Raw genomic sequence first — 21,248 nt, 5'->3', positions numbered from 1 at the left:
TTTTGCCTTTTTGGATGGCATGGCTTATGTCTCGAGCCTCTAGCCGCAGGAGCTGGACAAATAAAAAAGCACGGCTTCGGTTCACTGGCCGAGGCGGTGCTTTTTCATATTATCGATAAATAATTAGGTTCCCTTTATTGAACCATCTCTTAAATAACTTGTAGATAAAAGGTTTGAATAGTTTCCGCGTCGGAGGAAGCAGCAATAAAAAGCCTGTTGCATCTGTAATGAAGCCAGGGGTCAATAACAGCACGCCGCCGACCAATATGCATAGACCGTCGATGATGACATCACCTGGGAACTGGGCATATTGCATGTCCTGCTGAGCTCTCCTGATTGTTTCAAGACCTTGTTTCTTCGCCAAATATGCTCCGGCAATCCCGGTTGCTATAATCATCAATACGGTCGGTATCACACCGATTGTTTGTCCAGCCAGTATAAGGATCCCGATTTCCAAAGCAGGCACTACAATTAAAAACGGCAGAATATATCTCACGAGGAATTCCTCCTGTAATGTATGACTTGCTTCTTTATTATAACATATCGGGGCTGGACAGGTATTATTCCTGTTGATTAAGCATCGTCCAAAAGGTAGTATTGTGCTGATTTGGGATTTATGAGCTAATGACGGCAATTCTGCTAAATTCGCAGAGAAATTCGTGGTTAGATGATTGTTAGTAGTGGGGATTGGGATTGGGATTGGGATCGGGATTCAGATACTAATTAGAATGATTATTAATAGATCATAAAATTCTAAAAAGGATCGTATTTTTTGAAATAGGATCATAAATCTCAAAACAGGGATCATAAATCTCAAAATAGGATCATAAATTCCAAAACAGGATCATAAATCTCCAAAAAAATTATTTCTTCAAAATGACAGCCTCACATCCCTTGATAATGGATCGTAACAACGTCTCCTATTCCATTTCCGTCAAAGCACGGCCCTTTTTCTAACAAAACATCCCTTCTTCCCACGAAAAAACTCAATCATTTCTATACTCCAGCCTTTTCACATGAAAATCGAATCCCTGCAAACAGCCCTCTCTAACATCCTCTAAAACAAAAAACCGGAGCCCCATAAAGAGGCCCCGGTTATTTTTTAAATATTAAAGTACACTTGCATGACCGTTATAGATCACGCCGCGAGTGGCATCCACTGTAATTTCCTGTCCATTTTCAAACATGGAAGTTGCATTTTCCACTCCAACAACCACAGGAATACCAAGGTTGATCCCTACTACAGCTGCGTGGCTTGTCAATCCGCCTTCCTCTACAATCAATGCAGAGCATTTCTCAAGGGCAGGCATCATGTCTTTATCAGTACCGATCGTCACAAGTACTGAGCCGGGTTGAACGTTTTTCACTGCTTCTTCTGCGTTTGAAGCTACGACAGCTTTTCCGTAAGCAGATTTACGTCCGATCCCTTGTCCTTTAGCGACGATGTCACCCACTACATGGATCTTCATCAGGTTGGTCGTGCCTGATTCACCGATTGGAACCCCTGCAGTGATCACGATCAGGTCACCGTGTTTTGTCATTCCGGAATTCATGCTTTCTTCCACAGCCATATCAAGCATTTCATCCGTTGTGGATACTCTGCGTCCGACTGTAGGATACACGCCCCATACAAGAGCAAGTCTTCTGGATACAGATTCCGTTCCAGTTACAGCTACGATCGGAGCTTTAGGACGATACTTAGAAATCATGCGTGCTGTATGACCGCTTTCCGTAGGTGCTACGATGGCATTGACATCCAGGTTGATTGCAGTGTGAGCCACTGACTGACCGATGGCATCTGTCATGTTATGATCGCTTTCTTTGCTGCGTGCTGAAAGGATTTCATTGAAATCAAGTGCAGTTTCCGCTCTTGAAGCAATGTTATGCATTGTTTGAACCGCTTCTACAGGATACGTACCTGCTGCTGTTTCACCTGAAAGCATGATGGCATCCGTACCGTCAAAAATGGCATTGGCCACGTCACTTGCTTCCGCTCTTGTCGGTCTTGGGTTGCGCTGCATGGAGTCAAGCATTTGAGTAGCTGTGATGACAGGCTTCCCTTGTGAGTTGCATTTCTTGATCAATTGTTTTTGTACAAGAGGTACTTCTTCTGCCGGGATTTCGACACCAAGATCTCCACGGGCAACCATCAATCCATCAGACACTTCAAGGATTTCATCGATATTATCAACACCCTCTTGGTTTTCGATCTTAGGGATGATTTGAATGTGTGATGCATTATGTTCTTCCAATAATTGACGGATTTCAAGTACGTCTGATGCTCGGCGTACGAATGAAGCTGCAATGAAATCAACTTCCTGTTGGATACCGAAAATGATATCTTTCGCGTCTTTATCAGTGATTCCAGGCAGGTTAACAGAAACACCAGGAACGTTTACACCTTTTTTATTTTTCAGCATGCCGCTGTTTGCAACAGTGGTATGGATTTCACCGTTCGCTTTATCGATGTCTGTCACTTCTAGTCCAATCAGTCCGTCATCTAAAAGAATTTTAGAACCGACATGTACGTCATCGATCAATCCTTCATATGTAACGGAGAATTTTTCAGGAGTACCCAATACTTCTTTCATGGATACAATGACGGAATCTCCCTGCTTTAGTTCGAACCCATCATTTTCCATGTTGTTTGTACGGATTTCAGGGCCTTTTGTATCAAGAAGGATCCCTACGTTTTTACCTGCTTTTGAAGCTGCTTCGCGAATGTTTTTAATTCGCTGTCCATGCTCGTCATGATCACCATGCGAGAAGTTCAAACGGGCAACGTTCATTCCCGCCTCGATCAGCTGGGATAATTTTTCTACACTTTCACTGGCAGGGCCAATGGTACATACAATTTTTGCTTTTCTCATTATTTTTTTACCTCCTGAATCTTTCAGCAATTATTTATATAGAAAGCTCTTTTGAAAGTCGGTACATATCTAAGTCAATTTTGTGAGGCTTTGCAAGTGCTTCGATGATGTCATAATCAACCATTTCATTCTTTTCGATCCCTACGGCTCTTCCGCCTTTTCCGGCCATCAAGAGTTCAACGGCACGCGCACCCAATCGGCTGGCTAACACGCGGTCAGAAGCTGTCGGAGTTCCTCCGCGCTGAATATGGCCGAGAACCGAAACTCTTGTGTCCATGCCTGTCGCTTCTGTGAAACGATTTGCAAATTCGTTACCGGACATAACACCTTCTGCTACAATAATGACACTGTGCTTTTTACCGCGTTCCTGACCTTTGTTCAAACGGCTGACGATATCGTCCATGTCAAATTTTTCTTCAGGAATAAGAACAGTCTCTGCTCCCCCTGCAAGCCCCGACCATAGAGCAATATCTCCTGCATTCCGGCCCATGACTTCAATGATGAATGTCCGCTCATGAGAAGTGGCAGTATCGCGGATTTTGTCAATCGCATCAATCACTGTGTTCAGTGCTGTATCAAAACCGATCGTAAACTCTGTACCCGGGATATCATTATCAATCGTACCAGGTACTCCAACACAAGGATATCCCCACTCAGTCAAGGCTTTGGCACCTTGATAAGAACCGTCGCCGCCGATTACGACAAGACCTTCAATACCGTGTTTTTCAAGCTGCTCGATCCCTTTTTTCTGACCTTCTTTTGTTTTGAATTCTTCGCAGCGGGCAGTATACAGCATCGTTCCGCCCCGGTGAATGATATCCCCTACAGAACCAAGCTCCAGCTTTTTGATGTTGCCATTGATCAAGCCGTTATATCCCTGGTAAATACCGTACACGTCAACCCCATGAAATATAGCTTTACGAACGACCGCACGTACAGCGGCATTCATGCCCGGAGAATCTCCGCCACTTGTTAGTACTCCTATCTTTTTCACTTTCATCACCTCATGAAGATAAATTAATATGTAAAGGAATAATTCACCAAATTGTTAATGGTTTCACATATCATCAGTTAACATTATTATGGAATATCTTTATTCCCATTTATTATGGACCAATAGACTATTGATTATTTCTAAAATAACACGAAGAGTCAAGCATCTCAACAAGTTCCCCATTGTAAATACAATAGACGAAATAATCTTTTAACTGAAAGCGTTTTAATTGTTAAAACTTTCAAAAAATCGAATACTATACTTTTTAATAGGGTTTCTTATATATAGTTTCGTAAAAAGAAATTAACGTATACCGTTCCATTCCGCTGCACTCTAAGATTCAATCATGTAAAAAGCACAGCCTTCACAAAATGCATTTTAAATAAAAGGACTGACAAAAGGCAGGTTCCTATTTGTCAGTCCAGTGGTTTCATTATGATTGTACCCCAATATATTCATTTAAAACAGAATAATCACCCATCGCTTTGAATTTTTCATATCGATGCTGGATCAATTCCTCTTTACTCATTGGGATCAGTTCTTTTAGTGACTGTTTTAATACGTCTTTCATGAAGTGAGCCTGTTCTTCCACATTCTTATGTGCTCCCCCGGTCACTTCAGTAATGATTTCATCGATTATTCCGAGTTCTTTAAGGTCTGGAGCCGTTATTTTCATGGATTCTGCCGCTCTCTTCGCTTGAGTGGAATCTTTCCATAAAAGGGCTGCAGCACCTTCCGGCGAAATCACGGAATAGGTGGAGTTTTCAAGCATGTGAATGTGATTGCCGACACCCAAAGCCAATGCTCCCCCGCTTCCTCCTTCACCGATGACGATACAAACGACAGGAACCGTCAGTCCGGCCATTTCAACCAGGTTTCTGGCGATGGCTTCACTCTGTCCGCGTTCCTCAGCTGCTTTCCCGGGATAGGCCCCTTTTGTATCGATGAAACAAACAATCGGGCGGTTAAACTTTTCCGCCTGTTTCATTAATCTTAGCGCCTTACGATATCCTTCCGGATGAGGCATCCCGAAGTTTCTGCGGATATTCTCTTTTGTGTCCTTCCCGCGCTGGTGTCCGATTATCGTGATCGGTACACCATCAAATTTGGCAAGCCCAGAAACAATTGCTTCATCATCACCGTATAGACGGTCACCATGCATCTCCATGAAATCTGTGAACAGATAGCGGATATAATCCAGGGTTGTCGGTCGATTCGGATGACGGGCAACCTGTACCCTCTCCCATGGCTTCATGTTTTCATATATATCATTTTCAAGCTTTTGTAATCTAGCTTCCAATTTTTCAATTTCCTTTGATAAATCCACTTCCGAATTCTGAGTGAATTCTTTAAGCTCTGCAATTTTCTTTTTCAGTTCTACTACAGGCTTTTCAAACTCGAGCTCATTTACCATGGCAGATCACCATCCCACTGATGTATATCTAGTACTAAACCTATCTTCTCTTTCATTTCCATCCGGGAAATGACTCCATCAAGCTGACCATGCTTGAGAAGGAATTCCGCTGTTTGAAAGTCTTCAGGGAGATCTTCCCGAATCGTTTGTTCAATGATTCTTCTTCCTGCAAAACCAATCAATGCACCCGGCTCTGCGAAATTATAGTCCCCTACAGAAGCGAAGCTTGCAGATACTCCCCCTGTCGTCGGATGAGTCATGATCGAAATGAAGAGACCTCCATTTTCACTGAATCGTTTAAGGGCGACACTGGTTTTGGCCATCTGCATAAGGGACAGCACACCTTCCTGCATTCTGGCACCGCCTGATGCTGTAAAAATGATGAACGGGACGTGTCGTTTGTCTGCTTCCTCAATGGCTTTCGTGATTTTCTCACCGACCACTGATCCCATACTTCCCATTCGGAATCTGGAATCCATGATCGCAACGACGACGTCGATACCATTTATTTTCCCCGATCCTGTAAGTACTGCTTCGTTTAAACCGGTCTTCTTTCGATCTTTTTCCACTTTTTCAAGGTAGTCGGGAAAGCCGAGCGGATTCACGGATACAAGGCCCGCATCAATTTCTTCAAATGTCCCATCATCGATGAAACAGTCGACTCGCTCCGTCGAGCTCATCCCATGATGGTGTCCACAATGGATACAGACCTTCAGGTTCTTCTGCAGTTCTTTTGTGTACATGATTTTTTTACAATTGGGACACTTGGTCATGATCCCTTCAGGAACATCCTGTTTGGATGCTTCGGAAGGAATGGTGGCATATTTTTTCTTTTTGGGTTTATTGGATTTATTGAAAAGTTCCTTAAGCAAGGTTGAAACCTCCTTAACTAATTACAGTCGCTTTTGTATTCGTATTCTTTGGATGCTAGAAATATATAAGTGCAAGGTGCAGGTGAATTCCATTAAATGCTTGTCTCCCAGTTTAACTGAAGAGTTTATAAAAAGATGTTGGAATTTGTCAGCTCGCGATCGCCGATTTCCGAGAGCTGTTTATAGGCAGTCTGCACCGATTCTTTATCTTGTTTTTCTAATCCTTGAAGCAGGCTTAAAAGCTTTTCTTTTATCTCAGGGGTTATCTTCTTCTCTCCGATGATTAAAGTTTCGTAATCATTCAGGACGTTCCAGATTCTATGTGACAAATAGTTGTTGCTTATGAGAATGATTTCTTCAAATATTTCTCTCCAGGTAAGAGTGTCATTGTCTTCTGTAACCTTAGAAATCAGTTTAGACACATCAAGATTATGGCAGAATATGGTACGAAGCGCTTCTTTTTCAATCATCGTTTTCGTACACTTGACATCCTCCTGGGCTTTTTGATCCTGGAGAATGAACATCCCGAGAAGATCAATCAGGTGATGATCACGGAAATCCCGCAGAAATGTTCCTTCGCCTCTCCTGGTTTCAATCAATCCTAATAGTTCAAGGGCCCTCAGTGCTTCCCTGACGGAAGAGCGGCCGACATTCAGCCTTTCAGAAAGCTCTCTTTCAGAAGGGATTTTATCCCCCTGCTTGAGGCCATCTTTCGATATCATTTCTCTAAGTTGGTGAACAATTCCAATGTATACTTTTGATTGAGTATGGAGAGAGTTCACTTTCGCCATCATTCACTCTTCCCGATAACGGCTAATTCTTCCGTCTTTTTACGGATTTCCTCAGGATCGACCTTCAATCGGGCTACTCCTGTTTCCATTGCCGTTTTCGCTACTGCAGCTGCAACAGCAGGTGCTACACGTTTATCAAACGGTCCTGGGATGACATAGTCTGCATTCAATTCACTTTCACTGATTAAATCAGCAATCGCTTCAACGGCAGCCTGTTTCATCTTCTCATTGATATGAGTGGCACGCACATCCAAAGCCCCCCGGAAAATCCCTGGGAAGGCAAGTACATTGTTCACCTGATTCGGGAAGTCAGAGCGGCCGGTGCCTACCACTTTCGCCCCTGCAGCTTTTGCCAGATCCGGCATGATTTCCGGAACAGGGTTCGCCATTGCAAAAATGATCGGGTCTTCTTTCATGGATGACACCATTTCCTCGGTCAATGCACCTGCGACAGAAACTCCGATGAATACATCTGCATCTTTCAATACGTCACTGAGACCGCCTTCAATGCGGTCACGATTCGTGAATTTTGCCACTTCGTCTTTGATCGTGTTCATTCCTTGTGAGCGCCCCTCAAAGATCGCTCCTTTAGAATCACACATAATGATATCTCTTACACCATAACGATAAAGCAGTTTGATGATGGCAATTCCGGCAGCTCCGGCACCATTGGCCACCACTTTGATTTCAGACATTTTCTTGCCGACGATCTTCAGTGCATTAACAAGGCCAGCGACCGTGACAATCGCAGTACCGTGCTGATCATCGTGAAACACCGGTATATTGGTTTCTTTCTTGAGGCGTTCTTCGATTTCAAAGCAATTCGGAGCGGCAATATCCTCTAAATTCACTCCTCCGAAAGTTGGTTCAAGAAGCTTTACTGTTTCAACAATCTTGTCCACATCGGTTGTATTCAAACAGATAGGAAATGCATCGACTCCTGCAAAGCTCTTAAACAGAACAGCCTTCCCTTCCATTACAGGAAGTGAGGCTTCCGGACCGATATTTCCAAGACCAAGTACAGCCGTCCCGTCTGACACGACTGCCACCATATTGCCCTTCATCGTATAGTCATATACCGTTTCCGGTTTGTCATAGATTACTTTGCAAGGTTCTGCGACGCCCGGAGAATATGCCAGGCTTAAATCATCAGCATTTCGTACCTCTACCTTTGATTTGGATTCCAATTTCCCTTTATTTACTCGATGCATATGCAAAGCTTCTTCGCGTAATGACAAAATCATTCACTCCTTATCATTTTCCGTGCTATATGGTCTTTTTTTCGATTCATCAAAGGCTATATCTTCCTATAGCATTCAGAAATTTAGTGGTCAGACCACCTTTTTCTATTAAACAATAATATAAATATCGGTTGAAGTAAAGTATGTTATTTTAAAACGACATTGGGTTTTCCTAAAAACGATTCTAATTCATTCAGCACATCCCGGGTCGGTGCGATTCTATAAAAATCAGACAGTTTTATACTCTTTTTGTCTTTCTCCATATAGACAATCACAGGATGTGTCCCTCTGTTATGTTGAATGATCTGTTGTATGTCCTTCATGACTGCATCCTGTTCCCTGTGAAAAGGTATTTTTAAAAATAATTTCTTCTCCCGCTTTTCCGCTCGTTCTTTTATATCTTCGATGGTTTGCACATTGTTGATAATTAGCTGCAGCTTATTGTTCCTTTCCTCCATTTTTCCATCAAACCATAACACATTTCCTTCCTTTAAGTGTGTCATAATTTGACGATAGACTGCAGGAAATACGACTGCTTCCAGTTCTCCTGTTTCATCACTGATTTCGAGAAAAGCCATGACTTCCCCTTTTTTAGTGCGTATCGAACGGATAGAAGTAATATAGCCTCCTATTGACGTTCTTGATCCCTGCCTGGAATCAGTAATCAATGTCACACCAACGTCTTCAAAAAGAGGCCTGTAGGATGATACAGGATGATTCGACAGATACAGTCCCAATACTTGTTTTTCGAAACTTAATTTCGTTTCCACATTCATGGTTTCCACTTCTACATATTTCGGTTTAAGCAGGAACACATCTTCTTCTTTGAACAAATCATGGTCATCCTCAGGATTGACGAGCTCTGCATGCTGGATAGCGACGTCAAGGCTTGCTAAAAGCGTTGCCCGGTCTATATTGAATTCATCAAAGGCACCGGCAAGAACCAGATTCTCCAAAATCTTTCGGTTAATGATTTTTGAAGACACCCTCATGCAGAAATCGAACAAATCATCAAAGGGTTTATCATTCCTCACAGCGATGATTTCTTTCAAAGCCTGTGCCCCGATCCCCTTGATCGCACCTAAACTGTAACGGATCCTGTCTTTTCCCTCTACAGAAAAAACAAATTGACTGCTATTTACGGAAGGAGGCAGAATGTCGATGCCATATTGTTTTGCTTCCCTGATATACTGTGAGATTTTCGTCTCATTTCCAACGACCGAAGTAAGAAGGGCAGATAAAAAGTAAGCAGGATAATGAGTTTTCAAGTAGGCCAATTGATAAGCGATCATGCTGTATGCGACAGCATGGGACCTGTTAAATCCATAATCCGCAAACCGGACGATAAGGTCATAAATGCCATCCGCCACTTCTCTTGTGTATCCTTTTTGAATGGATCCTTTCACAAAATGCTCTCTCTCCTGATCAAGGACGTCTTTTTTCTTTTTAGAAACGGCTCTTCTTAATAGATCGGCTTCCCCTAGGGAGAATCCTGCCATTTTCGAAGCGATTTGCATGATCTGTTCCTGATAGACAATGACTCCGTACGTCATTTCAAGGATCGGTTTTAAGTCAGGATGTGGATATTCCACGCTTTCCTTTCCGTGCTTCCGATTAATATAGGTCGGGATGTTTTCCATCGGGCCAGGCCTGTACAGGGCATTGACAGCTACGATATCTTCAAATGAAGTCGGCTTCAACCTGGTCAATACATTGCGCATACCTTCTGATTCAAGTTGAAAAATTCCATTGGTCTGCCCTTTACTCAGCAGCTCGAATGTCTTGGAATCATTTACCGGAATCTCTTCCAATGAAAACCGTTTATCTCTTCCCCTCCTGATATTCTTTACGATCCTCTCCAAGATGCTTAGATTCCTGAGACCGAGAAAGTCCATTTTCAATAAGCCGATTTCTTCAAGGATATCCATTGAATACTGGGTCAGGTGAATCCCTGAAGCACTTCCCTGTATCGGGATCCACTGCACCAAAGGATCTTCGCTGATCACAACGCCGGCGGCATGGGTAGATGTATGGCGCGGGAGACCCTCAAGCTTCAGGGCTGTTTCGAATAGCTTTTTATATAACTCATTATTCTCTATGAATTCACGCAGCTCTTTTGATTTTCCAAAGGCTTCTTTCAATGTGATGCCCAGTTGATTCGGAATCAGTTTGGAAAGCTGCTCCTGTTCTTTCATATTCAAGCCGAAGACCCTGCCTGTATCCCTCAAGGCAGCCTTCGCTGCAAAAGTACCGAATGTAATGATCTGCGCGACATGAAGAGATCCGTATTTTGCTTCCACATATTCAATCACTTCATCCCGGCGGTGATCCGGAAAATCAATATCGATATCAGGCATCGATACTCTTTCAGGATTAAGAAAACGCTCAAAGAGTAAATGATGTTTGATTGGATCGACATCGGTGATACTGAGGGCGTAGGAAACAAGTGAACCCGCTGCAGATCCCCTTCCCGGGCCGGTCAGGATATCTCTATCCCTTGCAAACTTCATAAAGTCCCAGACGATGAGGAAATAATCACTGAACCCCATCCTTCCAATAACATCGAGTTCATAATCAAGACGCTCGAGATACTCCGGGGTTATTTCATCAACCTTTTCACTCAATCCTTTTTCACAAAGATGGGTCAGTTCCTGCTGAGCGGTCACTCCATCAGGCAGAGGATATTTTGGGAGGAGCTGCTGATGAAAGGGGATCCGCACTCTGCATTCGTCCGCGATCTTCAATGTGTTCTCAAGCACTTCCACCTCTTCTGAGAAAAGATCGACCATTTGCTCTCTAGTCTTGAAATAGTACTCCTCTGTCTCAAGTACCACCCGTTCATCTTCTGAAAGCTTGACTCCATCCCTGATCGCACCCATGCATTCATGTGCAAAATGATCTTCCTGGTTCAAATATTGGACGTTGTTTGCCGCGACCATGTTCACACCGGATTCCCTGGCTGTCTTTTTAAGTAGCGGGATAAGTGCTTCTTCTGCTTTCAATCCGTGTTTTTGCAGACTTATATAAAAAGAATCCTGTCCAAACATTTGTTGATAGGTATGTATGGCTTCCTTCGCCTTATCCTCTTCATCATTTAATAGATGGGTTTCTATTTCACCGTGAGGACCTGGAGTGATGGCAATCAAACCTTCACTGTAGGAATTGAGCCATTTCAGTGGAATTCCGTTTGAGGATTTGGCTCCGATCGCACTCGATATCTTCAATAGATTCTGATATCCTCTATTATTCTTGCTTAAAAGCACCAAGGGAAAAGACTGATCTTCACTGACAGCCACATCTGCCGTCAATCCAATGATCGGCTTGACCCCTTCCTTCAAGCACGCCTTATAAAAAGGAATGGCAGCATACATCATATTTTTATCAGTTAACGCCAATGCTTTATATCCGAGCGTTTTCGCTTTATGTACAAGTCCATCTATGGAGATTGTGCTGGAAAGTAAACTATAAGCGCTTGCTACCTGCAAATGAACAAACGACATATTATGCACACCCTTTTAGTTTCAATATACTTATATTATAGGTAAGAAAAGCAAAAAAAGAAAATATGTTCTCCCTCATATCCTGTCCCAGAAACCCATATAGTTATCGTAAGAGAAGATTTGCTCATATGGAGTTGATGAAATGGCTGAAGCCTTTTTTCCTGAATTGATTAAAAGTTTCTTTATCGCTTTTGGCGTTTTATTAGGAGGGTCCTTAATGGGCGGGTTGGCTTCGTTTATGATGGGACAGCCTTTGTTCATCGAGATGTGGCGCCTTTCCAATTTCTTGCGGATCTGGGCAATCATCGCTGCAATCGGGGGTACGTTCGATACGGTATACAATGTTGAAAAGGGATTCTTAAATGGAGAAACAAAAGAAGTGTTTAAACAATTCCTATTGATTCTTTCTGCTTTAGGCGGAGCCAACACTGCCGCACTGATTATTTCCTGGCTGACACAGGAGCATATATCGTCATGAGGATCCCGCCATATTACAAACTGCCATCATGGCAGCGTTTTTTTGTCGGTATGGTTGTAGGGGGCATCGTCAGCTGGATGATCTTCATTTACATGTTCGGGGCCATGCACGAAAAGCAAACGCAACTGATTGAAGAGCAGAAAAATGAAATCAGCAAATATAAAAACACCCTCTCCTACCTGCAGGAAGAATACAAACAATTGAATGAAGAAAACGAAGAACAGTTAACCATTCAGGAAGTGAAAATCAAAATTGTAAATCCTACTAAAACAAAAGTTGAATTGCTAAGCATCCATGAAACTGAGGATCGGTTGAGCGGGGACCTCCGAAGCCTGATCAATAATGATTTGGAATCCGTATACGGAAACCGGGACCTGATCAAGAAAATCATCGAGAATAAAACCGTGAAACTGAATGAAAAAGACTTCACCTTTAAAGTGCGGGAGATGTATTTCTGGACGACCACTCAAATTACGCTGGAGCTAAAATATGAGGATTAAAAGAAATGCGGAGGCGGCTCGACCAGAGGCGACAAGCATAAGATGAACCTGACGGAAAGGCGCTTTTTGCCTTTTTGGCAGGTTTAGCTTATGACCTCGAGCCTCTAGCCGCCAGAGCTGGACAATACGAAATGCGGAAGGGCTTTGCTCAGAGGCGGGTGGCATAAGATGAAGCGGCCATGAAGGCGTCTTTTGCCTTCTTGGACGTTTCGGCTTATGACATGTGCCTCTAAGCCCTGGAGCTGGACAATACGAAATGCGGAAGGGCTTTGCTCAGAGGCGGGTGGCATAAGATGAAGCGGCCATGAAGGCGTCTTTTGCCTTCTTGGACGTTTCGGCTTATGACATGTGCCTCTAAGCCCTGGAGCTGGACAATACGAAATGCGGAAGGGCTTTGCTCAGAGGCGGGTGGCATAAGATGAAGCGGCCATGAAGGCGTCTTTTGCCTTCTTGGACGTTTCGGCTTATGACATGTGCATCTAAGACCTGGGGCTGGACAATACGAAAAGCGGAGGCGGCAAGCATATGTAAAGCTCCCTAAAACAGGGAGCTTTTACAATTATTTATTAACAATAATAATTCAATCAGCCCTGCAAACCTCACGCAGGTCCCGAAGCACATCCTCTTTCTCTTCCCAAGAATAAATCGAAGCGCCTGCCGCCAACGGGTGTCCGCCGCCGTTGTATTTTTTGGCGATGGTGTTGATGACTGGTCCTTTCGAACGCAGGCGTACACGGATCTGGTCATCTTCTTCGATAAAGAATACCCATGCTTTGATTCCTTTCACATTGCCTAGCGTACTTACCAATAGGGAGGCTTCCGAAGGGACCACTCCATGCTGTTCAAGGATTTCTTTGGACATCACCATCTGGCCGCATCCATCTTCATCCATTTCGAAGTTTTGGAGAACAAATCCGTGAAGCTTCATTACATTCGGATCGACTTCATACATTCTGTTGAAAAGTTCGTTCCGGTCAAAATCGAAACGGATCAATTCACCTGCTATATCAAATGTTTTCTGCGTGGTGCTCGGATAAAGGAATCTTCCCGTGTCTCCGACGATGCCGGCAAACAACAGACGCGCTGCGCTATCCGGAAGAACCAGCCCTTTGTCTTTGCCGAATTGATAGAATTCATAAATCATCTCACTGACGGAACTGGCAGTCGTATCGATCCACAAATGATCACCATACGCATCTTCATTTGGATGATGATCGATTTTCACAAGCTTTTCCCCCAGTTTGTAGCGGCTGTCGCAGATCCGTTCTTCGTTGGCAGTGTCGCAGACAATGATCAGGGCTCCCTCAAAGACTTCATCTTCTATCGGATCAAGACGGTTCAGATAATGAAGAGTTTCTTCCTCCAATCCGACAGCATATATGTTTTTTTCAGGAAAAGAAGCTTTCAGCATTTCAGCAAGTCCGCCCTGTGAACCGTATGCATCGGGATCTGGACGGACGTGTCTATGGATGATGATGGTTTCATATTGTTTGATTAATTCCAGGATCTGTTCTTTCATAAGTATCTCCTTTTTTCACGAAATTTTCATTTGGCAATCTGATCTCTTACCTGTAAAATAGTAGCGAGAAAGCCAGCACTGGAGGATAAGGACTATGTATTTTCTCGCATTTTTCATTACATTAGCTTTTACTTTTTATATTTTTTATAAAGTTAAGCAAGTCAGAAGCAATCGGCCGATGGAGAAGAAGTGGCTTTCTGCAAAGGCTAGTATGGCTCTCGGCTTGTTCGTCGCTTTATTCGGTGTCAATCAGCTTGTATTATTTCCAGGTACAGTGACATATATCGTGGGGGCCCTGTTCATCTTGATCGGATTCGCAAGCGGCTGGACAGGCTATAAATATTATAAGCATGTGCTTCCCTATGCGGAACGTGAAGCCAAAGAACTGGACGGCAACTAAGGCCATGAAGACCGGGATCGTCATTCCCGGTCTTTTTTTCTGCAAGCATGCTGCTGCCGGGATAAAAGTTGACTTTTCTTTCCGCTCGTACACATCACATCTTCCCTGGTCACATCCACTCTGTATTTCAAGCTGTACCTTTTATAAAAATCTTTTTTCTTAATGTCTGTCTATCAATTGACAGATCATAAGGGACTTACCGACAAGAACCCCGTCACTGTATACTTCAACATCCACTTTACCGAACTTTCTCCCGACATCAAGGACCTTAGGATGAATTTCAAGCATACTTTCCATCTGCACCGGTTTGATGAAATAGATGGTCATGTTCTCGACAACGAGATCACCTTTTTTATATGGCTTCAATACCCGGTTGGCAGCTTCTGTCATGAGTGTGGTGAAGACCCCGTAGGACATGGTTCCAAGCCCTGTTGTCATCTGGGGGGTGACCGCAAAGTGATAGATTTCTTTGTCTCCTTTCTTCTCACCCGCTTCCACTCCATTGCTGATCAGGTCATCGATCGTTTCTCCCACCTGGGGCTGTCTCTGGATCATTTGCAGCGCCTTCAGGACATCCTGGCGTGAAATGATCCCCTGCAGCTTGTTCTGTTCATTTACGACCGGCAGGACCTCGATTCCTTCCCAGATCATCATATGGGCTGCCGAGGCAACACTTGTCTTCGAACTGACCATGATCGGCTGCTTGGTCATGATCTTGTCAATCCCGATATGCTTTTCCTGTCCCATTACATCCTTGGACGTCACCATCCCATGCACTTTCAGGTTTTGATCGACGACCGGGAACCTGCTGTGGAATGTGTATTGATTTTTTTCATACCAATCTTCAAGAGTATCATTTACATATAAGTAAGCCGTGTTATCCACTTTCGTCAAAATATCTTCTACGAGGACGATTTCCTTTTTGATCAGTTGATCATAAATCGCCCTGTTGATCATTGCCGCCACTGTAAACGTGTCGTAGGAGGTGGAAATGATTGGAAGTTCCAGTTCATCAGCAAGCTTCTTCACTTCATCTTCAGTGTCAAAGCCTCCTGTGATCAGGACGGCAGCTCCCGCTCTTAATGCATGCTCATGGGCTTTTGTACGATTTCCGACGATCAGCAGGTTGCCCGCTTCGGTATAACGCATCATCGCTTCCAGCTTCATAGCACCGATGACAAATTTATTGAGCATCTTGTGAAGACCCGTTCTTCCGCCGAGAACTTGTCCATCGATGATATTTACCACTTCGGCATATGTCAGTTTCTCGATATTTTCTTTTTTCTTCTGTTCGATCCGGATCGTTCCGACACGTTCGATCGTACTCACGTAGCCTTTTATTTCCGCATCTTTAATCGCTCGATAAGCTGTTCCTTCACTGACGCTCAGTGCTTTTGCGATTTGGCGGACGGATATTTTTTCTCCAACGGGGAGGGAATCTATGTATTCTAAAATTTGTTCATGTTTGGTTGCCAAGCTTTTCACCCTTCTTTTTTACGTCCTGCTTAATAGTATCATTATAATGTGAAAAGCTTGGGGTTTCAATTTTATCAGGGTTTACGGCTGTTTATCCATCAACCGAAGGAGCGCAGCCTCTTTTTTCGTACCGTCGAAGCCTTTGTACCTTTAGATGCTTTAGCAGGGCTGAAAAGGAGTGCAGCAAGGTTGCCGGCAATCACAAATGTGGCCAATACGAGCCAGCCGATTGCGAATGCCCCCTCCAGTCCCCCGGCTTCGATCGATAATCGTGGAGCTGCATAATACAATAATGCCCCCGTCAATAATAAACAAAGAATATAACGTTGTTTCTTCACATTATTCCTCCTCTCTAAGCATGTTTCATGTATATGCAGAGAAGGACAAGATATTGTGTGAAAACTGAAAAGAGAGTGACGCATAGGTCACATCCAACTTCTATACATCACTCTCTTCTTCCATCAATATTCGATTACGTCTCCTGCAGACATGACCTGTCCTTCGCAGCCATCCAGCATCTCCACAAATTGATGCGGATCCTGTTTGATAGGAGGGAAGGTATTGTAATGAATCGGTACCACCTTCTTCGGTTTCAGGAATCGAGCGGCTTCTGCTGCATCCTCAGGGCCCATCGTGAAGTTATCCCCGATCGGCAGGAATGCCAGATCAATCGGATGACGTTCACCGATCAGTTTCATATCCGAGAATAATCCCGTATCTCCTGCATGATAGATCGTTTTTCCTTCGATGAATAAAAGAAGACCTGCCGGCATGCCCATATAGATGATTTCATTTCCATCTGTCATGAGTCCTGAACCGTGGAAAGCCTGTGTCAACTTCACTTTCCCGAAATCGAACTCATACGCTCCACCAATGTGCATCGGATGGGTCTTGACAAGCTGCCAGCTGAGGTACGTCGCGAGTTCATGGTTGGCAATCACAAGTGAATCGTTTTTCTTTGCCAGTTCCACTGTATCTCCTACGTGATCGTTATGACCGTGTGTCAGGATGATCACGTCCGGCTTTTCGTCCTCTACCTTAAGATCTGTCAGTTCATTTCCATTAATGAATGGATCGATCAAGATTGTTTTGTCATTCGTTTCAATTTTCACTACTGAATGTCCATGGTAAGAAATCTTCATTGTATCTCCTCCTGCATGATCTATTATTGTATATAGTTTGATATACCCTGATTTTCAAGTTTTTAAAAGTTGAATTACTAAATGGATTGTTGTTTGAATATCCTTGACCGTTCCTTTCCGCTGCAGGCACTTGCTTTCCGCGGGGAGGAAGTCAAGCCTCCTCGGCGTTCCGCCTGTGGGGTCTTGACTTTTCCTCTATTTCCCGCCGGAGTCAAGTGCCTTCCGCTCCAATCCACTCTAAGTTTTAAGAATAGTATTAAATGCAAACAGCCATTCAATAAAACAAGATTAATATACTCACTAATGTGCGTTACTTAGCATTAATAAAAACACTGATTATGCTTAAGATTTTGAGTCGTTCTAGCTGTTGATTGGAGTGCAAGACGAAGACTCCTGCGGGAGAAGTGGCCAATGTGAGACACCGCAGGCTTGCCGAGGAGGCTCAGGGGTCACCCGCGGAAAGCGAAGTATTGCACGGAAATCAACTGCGGTATTTAACTATGGATAAACAAAAACCGGCCCAGAGAAATTCGTCTGCGGCCGGCATGGGTGTATTAAAGCTGTTCTAATTGTGTTCTTGTATCTGAGTAATCAAGGCCGTGTGCTTCTGCAACAGCTTGATATGTTACATATCCGTTCAAGGTATTGATACCTTTAAGAAGTGCTTCATTATCGAGGCATGCTTTCTTGTAGCCTTTAGAAGCGATTTGGATTGCATAAGGCACAGTTACGTTTGTTAATGCAATCGTAGAAGTACGCGGTACAGCTCCTGGCATGTTCGCAACGGCATAGTGAACGACACCATGTTTTTCATACGTTGGATCATCATGAGTCGTGATGCGGTCTGTCGTTTCAAAGATACCACCTTGATCAATCGCGATATCAACTACAACCGATCCAGGAGTCATTGATTTGATCATGTCTTCTGTTACCAGTTTCGGTGCTTTGGCTCCAGGGATCAGAACGGCACCGATAACCAGGTCGGCTTCTTTTACTGCCTGCTCGATATTTAACGGGTTGGACATAAGCGTAGTCACATCGCTGCCGAAAATATCATCAAGCTGACGCAGACGGTCCGGGTTCAGATCAAGGATGGTTACATTCGCCCCTAATCCGACAGCCATTTTCGCTGCATTCGTTCCGGCAACCCCTCCGCCGATGATCGTTACTTTACTGCGGCGCACACCTGGGACTCCTGATAGAAGCACTCCTTTACCTCCATGAATCTTTTCAAGGAATTGAGCACCGATCTGGGTAGCCATGCGTCCTGCCACTTCACTCATTGGAGTCAGCAGTGGAAGCGCACGATTCACTTCGACAGTTTCGTAAGCAATCGCTACTACTTTATTATCGATAAGAGCCTTTGTAAGTTCCGGTTCTGGTGCAAGATGTAAGTATGTAAATAAAATCAGCCCTTCACGGAAATAAGAATACTCGCTTGGAAGTGGTTCTTTTACCTTCATGACCATATCCATCGACCATGCTTCTGAAGCAGTTCTTACAATATGTCCGCCTGCAGCAGTGTAGTCTTCATCTGTAAAACCAGATCCCATCCCTGCTCCGGACTCAATATAAACCTCATGTCCAAATTGAACAAGGTTGACGACACCAGCGGGAGTCATCGCTACACGGTTTTCATTATTCTTGATTTCCATTGGCACACCAATACGCATATATGCCTACCTCCTATTTCCACTATTGCTCCTTCAGAGCATCACTTCATAAATATAACATTTTCCATATATAATAGCTAAGAGAATTTCGCATCCCTGTAAGCACTTACATTCTAACAAATAAACAACAAAATATCTCTACTTTCCACTAAAATTATTAATGTTTATTTCTTCGCTTTTTTGCAAAAATTCTATAAAATAGGATGGATATGAAATAAACGTACAAAGGAGACTCCAATGGTGAAACAACCAGTGATTGAACGGCTTGGTCTGGAGCCGGTTCCAATAGATCAAAAAAATACGACATGGAAAGAATATTTCATCATTCAGCTAGCCTTTTCGGTCAATGCCGGCAACTTCCTGCTTCCCGCTTTGGCTGTGCTTGAAGGAGGCTTGTCTTTTGCAGCTGCATTCACGTGTACAGTCATAGGGGCGCTAGCTGCGTTTCTGCTTGTGTCTTTTCTGTCGCTTCCGGGATCCAGGTATGGACTGCCTGCACAATATGTACTCAGGACCCTGCTCGGTACAAAGCTTTCAATGCGTATCGCTTCCCCGATCCGGTCACTGACATCCCTTTACTGGTTCAGTGTACAGACGATCGGTGGTACGTATGTCTTTTTGTCGATCGTTGAAAAGGTTTCAGGCGTGTCACTGCCTTTCATCCCCATCGCAGCAGGTCTGGCGCTCATCATGACGCTTCTCGCTTTAGTCGGATTTCAAGCAGTGAAAGAAGCGACGAAATATTTCATCCCGGTCCTTGTACTCGGCCAGCTGGTCATCCTTTATTTGTTTGTAACGAAAGGGCTGTTACCTGGAAACTTGTCTGTTTTAACAGAAGGAACAAAAGAGTCGGGGGCTGCTGCATTCTTTTTTTATTCCAGTTTAGTGTTCGTTCAATATGTATCCGGTGTCAGTGCATCCGCCGATATTACACGCTACAGTAAAAGCAGTTCCCACGGATTTTGGGGTCTGTATGGAGGAAATGTAGTGGGATTCATGATGACCGCTTTATTAGGCGGTTTGTGCGCAAGCTTGTTCGGGGAACTTAATCCATTTGTCGTCGCAAGTGAGCTTACTTCTTCTCTGATACTTTTAATAATCATTACCTTATGTGCGATGGTTTCCATGATTTCTATCAACCTCAGCAATGCCTATACAGGGGGCTACAGCTTACTGAATGCCCTGCCAAGGCTCTCGAGGATTCAATGTGCTGCTGCCTTTGGAGCTGCAGGTATTTTTTTAAGCTGTATTCCATCTCTCGTTCTCAATGCACAGGGCTACATATCATTCCTTGGCATTCTGATCATCCCCATTTCAGCAATCGTGACAGCTGATTATCTGTTCGTAAAAAAAGGAAAATTGACCGAAAGCTCTCTTCTTCAGCTTATGAATGGCACATCAACCTATAATAAAGAAGCTTTATGGGTGCTTGTCACCGGGATGATAACCTATATACTCATCCCCGAAACCTATTCCCCCGGCTTTCTATCTTTCATCTTGACATCGGTTGTTTATTCGATTGTGAAGCAGCGTTCGTATTCAGGTGAACACTCTCCTTCACTTGAAAATAAGCTTGGATAACAAAAGGCTGATCCTACCGTGCGGATCAGCCTTTTTCCTGGCGATTACTGATTATCTTCCCCGTGATTTTCATACGTGTTGTAATGGCCATTCTCCGTATCGATCACACCACTCGTATATGAATTCATGATTTGCTGGCTTACTTGCTCGCTTCCCTGCTCATCGTACGTATACTGCTCCTGCGGATTCTTTTTCTTCATGGGACATCCCCCTATCATGAGATTTTTTTCTTCTATATTGTTCGATTATCTGCCACAAGCTATAAGTGGAAAAATGTAGTATGATAAAGGTAAGGAGGGGATAACAATGAGTTTAAAATATCAGAACATATTAGTAGCCGTAGATGGATCTAAAGAAGCGGAATGGGCTTTCCAAAAAGCGATTGCGATCGCTAAGCGAAATGATGCTACACTTTCATTGATTCATGTTATCGATACCCGCTCTTTTGCAGCGATTGAGTCATATGATCGCACAGTCGGTGAAAGAGCGATCCATTATGCTGAAGAACTTCTGCAAGAATATAAAGCAGAAGCGGCCGAAGCAGGAGCAACAAAGGTAAAAACGTATGTTGAATATGGTTCTCCTAAAGTTATCATCCCCAGAGAAGCAAACAAGAACATTAAAGCAGACCTGATCATATGCGGGGCAACCGGCTTAAATGCCGTTGAACGCTTTCTGATCGGAAGCGTATCAGAACATATTACACGTGCTGCGCATTGTGATGTCCTTGTTGTACGGACAGAAGACAAAGAAGATTAATATGAATTATGACGTCAGAAAGTGAAGAGAGGCAGGAA

19 protein-coding genes are annotated in these 21,248 nt (G+C 43.7%); 5 read left to right on the top strand and 14 right to left on the bottom strand.

Going from position 1 to position 21,248, the window contains the following annotated elements; genetic code table 11:
• Window positions 1-109 precede the first annotated feature (109 nt).
• The 8 genes from ACXAFV_RS07030 to dnaE form a co-directional block, all read right to left on the bottom strand.
• Complete coding sequence (locus ACXAFV_RS07030; protein ID WP_475125370.1) at window positions 110-496, bottom strand: FxsA family protein; 387 nt, start codon at window positions 494-496, stop codon at window positions 110-112.
• Between the two features lie 613 nt (window positions 497-1,109).
• On the bottom strand, window positions 1,110-2,870 hold the full coding sequence (gene pyk, locus ACXAFV_RS07025; protein WP_475125368.1) for a pyruvate kinase: 1,761 nt from the start codon (window positions 2,868-2,870) through the stop codon (window positions 1,110-1,112).
• Between the two features lie 34 nt (window positions 2,871-2,904).
• Complete coding sequence (gene pfkA, locus ACXAFV_RS07020; protein ID WP_475125367.1) at window positions 2,905-3,864, bottom strand: 6-phosphofructokinase; 960 nt, start codon at window positions 3,862-3,864, stop codon at window positions 2,905-2,907.
• Between the two features lie 433 nt (window positions 3,865-4,297).
• The gene (gene accA, locus ACXAFV_RS07015) at window positions 4,298-5,278 is read right to left on the bottom strand and encodes an acetyl-CoA carboxylase carboxyl transferase subunit alpha (RefSeq protein WP_475125366.1); all 981 of its coding nucleotides are present in this window, start codon (window positions 5,276-5,278) and stop codon (window positions 4,298-4,300) included.
• Window positions 5,272-6,150 carry an acetyl-CoA carboxylase, carboxyltransferase subunit beta gene (gene accD / locus ACXAFV_RS07010; protein WP_475125365.1) on the bottom strand — a complete coding sequence of 293 codons (879 nt, stop codon included), beginning with the start codon at window positions 6,148-6,150 and terminating at the stop codon, window positions 5,272-5,274. The genes accA and accD overlap by 7 nt, the downstream gene beginning before the upstream one ends.
• Before the next feature lie 125 nt (window positions 6,151-6,275).
• Complete coding sequence (locus ACXAFV_RS07005; protein WP_475125364.1) at window positions 6,276-6,941, bottom strand: FadR/GntR family transcriptional regulator; 666 nt, start codon at window positions 6,939-6,941, stop codon at window positions 6,276-6,278.
• Complete coding sequence (gene ystJ, locus ACXAFV_RS07000) at window positions 6,941-8,179, bottom strand: NADP-dependent malic enzyme (protein WP_475125363.1); 1,239 nt, start codon at window positions 8,177-8,179, stop codon at window positions 6,941-6,943. The genes ACXAFV_RS07005 and ystJ overlap by 1 nt, the downstream gene beginning before the upstream one ends.
• Window positions 8,180-8,328: 149 nt before the next feature.
• Window positions 8,329-11,682: a DNA polymerase III subunit alpha gene (gene dnaE, locus ACXAFV_RS06995; RefSeq protein WP_475125362.1), complete on the bottom strand. Its 3,354-nt coding sequence runs from the start codon at window positions 11,680-11,682 to the stop codon at window positions 8,329-8,331.
• A 142-nt stretch (window positions 11,683-11,824) separates the two neighbouring features.
• Between dnaE and ytrH the strand changes: the two genes are divergently transcribed.
• A complete protein-coding gene (ytrH, locus tag ACXAFV_RS06990) occupies window positions 11,825-12,160 on the top strand; it encodes a sporulation membrane protein YtrH (protein WP_475125361.1) in 336 nt (111 codons plus the stop codon).
• Complete coding sequence (gene ytrI, locus ACXAFV_RS06985; protein WP_475125360.1) at window positions 12,157-12,660, top strand: sporulation membrane protein YtrI; 504 nt, start codon at window positions 12,157-12,159, stop codon at window positions 12,658-12,660. Before ytrH ends, ytrI begins: the two co-directional genes overlap by 4 nt.
• A 580-nt stretch (window positions 12,661-13,240) precedes the next feature.
• Here ytrI and ACXAFV_RS06980 read toward each other — a convergent pair.
• The gene (locus ACXAFV_RS06980) at window positions 13,241-14,179 is read right to left on the bottom strand and encodes a DHH family phosphoesterase (RefSeq protein WP_475125359.1); all 939 of its coding nucleotides are present in this window, start codon (window positions 14,177-14,179) and stop codon (window positions 13,241-13,243) included.
• 94 nt (window positions 14,180-14,273) lie between these two features.
• Between ACXAFV_RS06980 and ACXAFV_RS06975 the strand changes: the two genes are divergently transcribed.
• Window positions 14,274-14,579 carry a YtpI family protein gene (locus tag ACXAFV_RS06975; RefSeq protein WP_475125358.1) on the top strand — a complete coding sequence of 102 codons (306 nt, stop codon included), beginning with the start codon at window positions 14,274-14,276 and terminating at the stop codon, window positions 14,577-14,579.
• 159 nt (window positions 14,580-14,738) lie between these two features.
• On the opposite strand, the gene ACXAFV_RS06970 is transcribed toward ACXAFV_RS06975, so the two are convergent.
• The 4 genes from ACXAFV_RS06970 to ald all read right to left on the bottom strand — a co-directional run bounded on the left by ACXAFV_RS06970 (window position 14,739) and on the right by ald (window position 18,870).
• Complete coding sequence (locus tag ACXAFV_RS06970) at window positions 14,739-16,055, bottom strand: DRTGG domain-containing protein (protein WP_475125357.1); 1,317 nt, start codon at window positions 16,053-16,055, stop codon at window positions 14,739-14,741.
• Between the two features lie 98 nt (window positions 16,056-16,153).
• Window positions 16,154-16,393: a hypothetical protein gene (locus ACXAFV_RS06965; protein ID WP_475125356.1), complete on the bottom strand. Its 240-nt coding sequence runs from the start codon at window positions 16,391-16,393 to the stop codon at window positions 16,154-16,156.
• Window positions 16,394-16,516: 123 nt separating this feature from the next.
• Complete coding sequence (locus ACXAFV_RS06960) at window positions 16,517-17,197, bottom strand: metal-dependent hydrolase (protein ID WP_475125355.1); 681 nt, start codon at window positions 17,195-17,197, stop codon at window positions 16,517-16,519.
• Window positions 17,198-17,751: 554 nt separating this feature from the next.
• Window positions 17,752-18,870, bottom strand: a complete 1,119-nt coding sequence (ald, locus tag ACXAFV_RS06955; protein ID WP_475125353.1) for an alanine dehydrogenase — start codon at window positions 18,868-18,870, stop codon at window positions 17,752-17,754.
• Window positions 18,871-19,107: 237 nt separating this feature from the next.
• Here ald and ACXAFV_RS06950 point away from each other — a divergent pair, with 237 nt between their 5' ends.
• Window positions 19,108-20,451 carry a purine-cytosine permease family protein gene (locus ACXAFV_RS06950; RefSeq protein WP_475125352.1) on the top strand — a complete coding sequence of 448 codons (1,344 nt, stop codon included), beginning with the start codon at window positions 19,108-19,110 and terminating at the stop codon, window positions 20,449-20,451.
• A gap of 44 nt (window positions 20,452-20,495) precedes the next feature.
• Here the strand turns inward: ACXAFV_RS06950 and ACXAFV_RS06945 are convergent, their stop codons facing one another.
• Window positions 20,496-20,651: a hypothetical protein gene (locus tag ACXAFV_RS06945; protein ID WP_475125350.1), complete on the bottom strand. Its 156-nt coding sequence runs from the start codon at window positions 20,649-20,651 to the stop codon at window positions 20,496-20,498.
• A gap of 106 nt (window positions 20,652-20,757) precedes the next feature.
• Between ACXAFV_RS06945 and ACXAFV_RS06940 the strand changes: the two genes are divergently transcribed.
• Complete coding sequence (locus tag ACXAFV_RS06940) at window positions 20,758-21,210, top strand: universal stress protein (RefSeq protein ID WP_475125349.1); 453 nt, start codon at window positions 20,758-20,760, stop codon at window positions 21,208-21,210.
• Window positions 21,211-21,248 lie beyond the last annotated feature (38 nt).

It is taken from the genome of Rossellomorea sp. ABR4_012, from assembly GCF_056159545.1.
Note: the sequence above shows the minus strand (reverse complement) of the source record. Positions and strands in the feature narration are given on the sequence as shown.